Source organism: Nodosilinea sp. LEGE 07088, assembly GCF_015207395.1.
In the GTDB taxonomy this organism is placed as follows: Bacteria; Cyanobacteriota; Cyanobacteriia; order Phormidesmidales; family Phormidesmidaceae; genus Nodosilinea.
The window spans coordinates 47,228-53,808 of record NZ_JADEWX010000023.1; the positions used below are offsets into that span (position 1 = coordinate 47,228).

Genomic DNA, 6,581 nt, shown 5'->3' on the forward strand with positions numbered 1-6,581 from the left:
AGGCGATGGGCACGCAATGCTTTGCCCATCCTACGCAGGTTTTACATTTAATTGCGCTTTCCTACTTACAACCACTGGGCCTCAGACGACCTCACCATGACTCTAAGGACTTCAGCGTAAACCATTCAGATGCACGGGCATTTGCATTTTAGAAAGAAATTTGTGGCATGGCCTGTTTTTAGAGGCTCGGCTTTGACGTTAGGAGGATTCTGGCATCAAATAATATCTAATCTTTGGGATCTTTCTAAAGGGCACAGGCTAAAGGGCACAGGCTAAAGGGCACAGGCTAAAGGGCAAAGGCCTGCGCCCCTACCTCGGGTTTTGGGGACAATTTCACGATTGCTCATCACTGTTTCTGGCGAATGCCGTCGGCCTGGGATAGCAGGGCCTCGGCAAAAGACAGGGATTGCTGGTGAGACTCGCCCCCCGCTAGCTGAGCCAGTTCTTCGCGCCGCTCAGTCAACGATAGGGGTAGCACTCGTACCACGGTGCGTTCGGTAGCGTTCTCCGCAGTCTTGCCCCCCTTGGCTAAAGCGGCTTCAACCACCTGCTTACCGACCCGAAAATGGGCGTCGGCCAGGGCTGCCACCATGGGTTGGTGGGTGACGCATAGCACCTGGTGCTGGCGGCCCAGGTGGTAGAGCTTTTCTGCGATCGCCTGGGCCACCCGCCCCGACACCCCCACGTCGATCTCGTCGAACACCAGCGTCCCCACCGGGTCAACCTGCGAAAAGCAGGCCTTAAGGGCCAGCAAAAACCGGCTCATTTCCCCGCCGGAAGCGGTTTCGGCCAGGGGTTGCAGGGGTTCCCCAGGGTTGGGGCTAAACAAAAACCGAATGCTGTCAGCCCCAGCTGCCGTGGGTGTAATGGGCCTTAGCTCCACCTCAAACTGAACCCGATCCATCGCCAGGGGTTTGAGTTCACTCACCAGGCGGGTTTCTAGCTCCTGGGCCACGTTCCGGCGCAGCTGGGTCAGGGTGGCACAGGCCTCTCCCAGAATTTCCTGGGTCTTATCGACCTCAGCTTCTAGGGCTTCGACAGATTGACCCTCCCCCGACAGTTCTGCCAAAGATTGCATCACCTCGTCGCGGTAGGCCACCAGTTCGGGCAGAGTGCGGCGAAAGCGGCGGCACAGCCCCTTGAGCTGGCGCATACGCTCTTCAACTTCGTCGAGGCGCTGGGGATCGGCCTCCACGCTGGCCCCGTAGGCGTTGATCGCCCGCCCGGCCTCCTCAACCTGGGTGAGGGCTTCGCTCACCATACTGAGAATGGATGAAAGTGCTGGGTCGTAGCGCTCCATATCGACCAGAATGCCTTCAGCTTTGCCCAACAGGTCGGCGCAGGCATCATCCCCCGCCTCACTCTCATAGAGAATCTGGTAAGCCCGGTAGCTGTTTTGCTGGAGGTCAACGCTGTGGTTGAGGCGATGGTGCTCCTGAGTGAGCAGGTCGAGTTCTTGGGGGTCGTCAAGCTGGGCCTGCTCTAGGTCTTGCTGGTGCATTTGCAGCAGTTCGAGCTGGTCGCAGCGCTGCTGGTCGGCTTTACGGCGAGCAGTGAGCCGTTTTTGGGCCTGGGTAGCAGCCTGATAGGCAAGAGCTACTTGCTGGCGCTGGGTTCCCAAGGGGGCACCGCCAAAGCCATCGAGCCACTCCCGCTGGCGATCGCCCGAACCGAGCAACACCGTCTGCCCCTGGGCGGTAATCTCGACCAGCTTTTGGCGCAGCCCCTCTAGTTGAGGGCGCGTAGCCGGTTTGTCATTGAGAAACGACCGACTGCGCAGGGTCTTACCCAGGGTCAGCTCTCGCCGCAGCATCAGAGGGCCATCCGCCAGGGGTAATTCTTGTTCGGCTAGCCAGGTGTGAATTTCGTCGGGTACCTCAAAGGCGGCTTCTACCAGTGCTTTTTGGCTGCCCGATCGCACCAATCGCTGGTTAGCTTTGCCCCCCAGCACCGCATCGATGGCATCGAGGATAATCGATTTGCCGGCCCCGGTTTCGCCAGTCAGCACATTTAGCCCTGCCTCTAGCCGCAGATCGAGATGATCGATCAGGGCAAAGTTCTCAATGTGCAGGGCCGTTAGCATGGGAGCAGCATGTTAGTACCCACGTATTTTAATAGGAAGCCCTGCCGATACGCCGCTGAAAACAAGCAAGAATTTAGAGGCGCGCATTTTCGCCGCTAGAAAGTCAGGCCATACCAAAACCGATGCGGAGCATCTAAACTACCTCATACCTAGCATAAATTTATTGATGTAGGCCACCTAGAAAAGTGCCCAAAAGCGTTTCGGGAAAGCCTACAACAACCTCAGTGCTCATCTACTTTATTTGACGGGTAAGACCCCTGATGCCCAGAGTTAACAACCGCTACAGGCAAGGTTAGACAAAACTTCTCAGTATTTTGACCCGCTTCAGTAACACTGTCAGAGCAACTGAGCCAATGAAGACAAGCATGAAGTATAGAAGAATTACCAGAACTGACGACCATCGAGCAATTCCATCGACATAGGCTAATTGCTGGATATCAAGCGAGCCTGGCAAAGTGAGAAAGACGTGAAAGCCATAGATACCTAAGGAACACTGGGAAATAAATTTGACAATGACAGGGACCCTTTGCTCCGACAGCAAAGCTAAGTACAACAATAGCCAGGAGCCAAAGATGAGAGAGGGTCTCATATAGTGCTGGAGAGGAGCATGACCCAGGTTAATTAAGATACCTAAAGCTGTTAGATGCCATTCAAAAATAAAAAAAGCGATCGCCAAAGAAAACAAAATCCAAAGCTTCAATCTTAAAGATCCATTGAATTGCTGTAAGTTATTCTCCTCTAATTCTTGAACAGTGATAAATGCTGTGAAAATGTAGGGTATAAAAACGAGAGGATTATAATCCCACTGGGAGAGACTGTCGAAAAACCCTATTCCAGGCCATTGGAAACCTTTCTGGATCATAAAAAAATTTGCTGTGGCAAATCCGACCACCATAATGCATGACAGTATGAGGCCACAATAACTGATAGCTTTTTTGAGCTTTGATTCTATCCTGAAAAAAGACAACAAGAGAAGTTGAGCGAGGCAGGTAACAAAAATGAGAGAGAAGAAGAAAAAGTAGGGAGTGGTATTGCCGCTAACAATAAATTCTATTACTCCCTTCAAAGAAAAAATGATGCTTTCTATAGAACCCCGCCAAAACAGGGCTTCAAAGATGGTTATTGAGCCAACCCAAAATAGGTATGTATAGATCAGGCGGCGTAGTCTTTTTTTAGCAAAATAGACTAGCCCTTCATTATCACTCTTAAAGTAAAAGAGAAACAAGGAGATTTGAAGAAATACTGGAACTGCTAAATATGCAACAGTTGCGCTGGGCAAAAAAACTACATCACTAGTTATAAAAAGATTTGGAATATAGAAAACATAGGTCTTTAATGCAACAATTGAAATTGAAAAAATAGCACGCAAAAAATGCAAGCCTTCAAATACATTCTGTTGTCTTACAGGAGAGCTATGGATAATTTGAGTTGAAAAGTTTTCCTGACAAGACATATGTGTTACCTCTGTTTTTAAAGGGTTATTGATTTGTCATAGATGAAAAATAACGAGTACTACCAGATGAGTTCATGAATATAGCTTGAATCCATAAAAACTACCACAGTTTTGCAAAATTTATCATCAATAGAAACCTAGTACAGTCTATCAATCTGCTTTAGCTAAAACGTTGATTGGTGGAGAAGAAAATCCTCGGGCATAGTTTAACCCTTGAACTTGGATCTTTTCCTTTCCATAATAGGTGTCATAAAGTAAACAAGGCTGAAAGCCTTTGAATGGCTGAACACTGTACATTTTGACTGATGGATTATCTACATCCACATGCTCGAGCCGATATTGATTTGCTGATGAATTAAGCAACACCCATAAGGGATATTCATAAACATCCAGGCGATCAAAAGACATCCCAATATCAGGGCATTGCTGAGATTTGATAAAATCTACAGCCCTTATCATGGATTCTTTGATGTCAGGCCTCCCGATAAAATACAGGTCTAATCTATTGACATTAAATATATTTTCAATTTTCCCAGTTTTGAGAAAATGACTGTTTGCAACCAGAGGCTTATTTTCATCGAAGAGAATCCATGGTAATGCTGCAATAATTAAGGCAATAGCAGTGACATGAACTATCCTCCTGCCCCAGAAATCTGACAAGACACAACCGACGAAGGCAGATGATAGAACAAAAAGAGGTAAGTGTAATCTATTGTGAAACGGTGTCCAGGCAAGTAATAAGCAAAACAGTAGAAATCCACTCAGAATACATAGAATATAATTTAGCAATAATGTCTGGTTGTGCAGTTTCTTATAGAAATACCCTAACCCTAAGCAGAAAGCCGAAGTGATTATCAAGAGCAAGTGAAAAGGATTTCCAGCAAAATCTCCGTGATTGATTAGGCTATTTAGTTGGAAGTTTCCGGATGTTGATAGGGGATCATTAATATCCCATCCCAGAAAAGAATATAGGGAGGATAGCTTCTCAATAAAAAACCTGTTAATAGAAGGAGAGGGAGTCGAGAATTGCAACGCTAGATTTCTAATAATATTAGAGCCTAATATCGAAATACTAATAGCCTTATTGGTATAAATGATGTAATCAGGAGATTTTCCTAGAGGATGCTGAAATATTTCAAAATTGCGGACAAAAAGTGGAAGGTTAATTAAAAGTGCTGGCAAGGCCACCTGATAAGCAGGTTTATAGACGCCTAATCGAAGCGATCTAATGAGCAGCACAAAAAGCCATACTAGAAAAGGGAAAGCATAGAGATATGCCGTTCCTTTAGACAAGATGGCCAGCCCTAAACTTAGGCCGACTAATAGAAAGTTAGCTTTTTCAGGTGGTGTCTTTACTGCTTTTAAACCATAGTAGGCTAAACACACTAGCCAAAAGGCAGCTACATAGTCATTTTGGCTGCTTGAGCCTTGAACTACGCCCATGGGTAATGTTGAGCAGAAAACGGAGGCAAAGACCTGACCATAAATATTCCCCCCCAGTTGTTGAGCTATCAGGGAGACTCCGAGGATACTACCTATCATGCAGAACCACTGTACAAAATTGGCATAGTAGTCTCCTCCATTTAAAATCTGTAAATGTAAGATGACATAGTTTGCCCAGGGTGATAAAAACAGTTGCGCAGTATAGTTGGTTGGGAAATGAGCAACATTGCGGTTCTGTATCCAGTGCATGACGCGAGGCATGTGATAGCCTAGCGCGTCATTGACATTAGGAGGAGCCATCAGGGCAATCAGACCAACAGCCCCGACGATAAAAATGATGCCTAGTAGCTGTATCTTGAGGCGGTGTTCTAATAAATTTCTGCTTTCCTTATTGGTTATGTTTATCCTGCAAAGCCATCTTCGAGTCCATACTCTATAAGAATTTTTCTTGGTGGAATACAGATAAATGCCTCCTAGAGCAACACTAATAGATATCCACCAACCTAACAGCCAGCCAAATGTTAGCAAGCTACCAAGACTTAACAATTCAGTAATGAGCGTTAATGAGGTGCCCACAATGACAGACGATAATAGAAAATTCTCGCGACAACATTTTTTATTCCTATTTAGAATCAGGAAAATAAAACCAAAGCTAACTAAGGGAAGAAATGCAAACATAGAGCTAGGTGGCTCCTCAAATAAGACTTCTTAGAAATTAGTTTTCCAGGAATAATCTAAATGCTAATGTATTGCTAAAGCTCTTGTGTCTAAGAGCAAGATATTTAGTTGGACTGGGATTTAGAACTGTGTGAAGACAGGTTTGGGACATTCACATCATATTAATAAAATATTCCTGTGAGTTCGGAGGACAAGATAGTGAGCGCCATGCAGAGTATGAAAATGATTTATATTGATTTTTAGAAAAATTCTATAGCGGTTCTCACTCGGATAAAGGGCAGGTCAAATGTTCAAGTCTATTAATCTCAATAGTCTCCCAAGTCGAGGTGTAACTTACTCGTCCAGGAATCGCCATAAAACTTTTTTCACGAATACTGGACTGCATAGAAGTAGGTGACTTGATTAGTCTGGGGCCAAACAAGAAATAACAACACTCCGGACAGTTTTTGATGGCTAACGGTAGAATGCGGGTTTCAGGCCTCTTTAACAGTATCTCGGGCAACGAGAAATCAAGGGTTTTAGCACTTGCCCAGAAAAGTGTCCGAACTATTGAAATAAGAAAAACAGCAGTCAAAAACTTTATGACACCGAACCTCTAAAGTAGAGGTGTACTCCGAGCCTAGAAACTTTACCCAAAATGCCGAATAAATTAGCAAAAAATCACTTAGCCTGAAACATTTTATGTCAAACAAGCTTTCACCTAAGAAGGTACTACTTTCGTCCGGAATAAGGAGAGGGAAAGCATAAAAAAACCCATTTTTTTATAGGGCTGTAAATTTTAGATAAAGATTTAAGGGCTGGGCAGTCCTAAGTTCTTGATTGGATTTCTAGGCCGCCAAGTCAGGTGCACCAGCGCTGGGGCAGGAGTCTAGCTTAGCGGCGATGAATTTAGACAAAAGTAGAGTGGGCGGACTGTTGGGAAAA

At 45.7% G+C, this 6,581-nt stretch carries 3 protein-coding genes; all 3 read right to left on the reverse strand.

The genetic code is table 11. The annotated features are described in order from the left end of the window. Positions 1 to 346 precede the first annotated feature (346 nt). Positions 347 to 2,083: a DNA repair protein RecN gene (gene recN / locus IQ254_RS08225; protein WP_193965689.1), complete on the reverse strand. Its 1,737-nt coding sequence runs from the start codon at positions 2,081 to 2,083 to the stop codon at positions 347 to 349. 292 nt (positions 2,084 to 2,375) lie between these two features. Then, a complete protein-coding gene (locus tag IQ254_RS08230; RefSeq protein ID WP_193965690.1) occupies positions 2,376 to 3,536 on the reverse strand; it encodes an acyltransferase family protein in 1,161 nt (386 codons plus the stop codon). A gap of 150 nt (positions 3,537 to 3,686) precedes the next feature. After that, positions 3,687 to 5,657, reverse strand: a complete 1,971-nt coding sequence (locus tag IQ254_RS08235) for a glycosyltransferase family 39 protein (protein WP_193965691.1) — start codon at positions 5,655 to 5,657, stop codon at positions 3,687 to 3,689. Positions 5,658 to 6,581 lie beyond the last annotated feature (924 nt).

Coding starts and splice junctions, on each gene's coding strand:
- IQ254_RS08235 (WP_193965691.1), bottom strand. CDS start 5,657: ATGTTTGCATTTCTTCCCTTAGTTAGCTTTGGTTTTATTTTCCTGATT.
- recN (WP_193965689.1), bottom strand. CDS start 2,083: ATGCTAACGGCCCTGCACATTGAGAACTTTGCCCTGATCGATCATCTC.
- IQ254_RS08230 (WP_193965690.1), bottom strand. CDS start 3,536: ATGTCTTGTCAGGAAAACTTTTCAACTCAAATTATCCATAGCTCTCCT.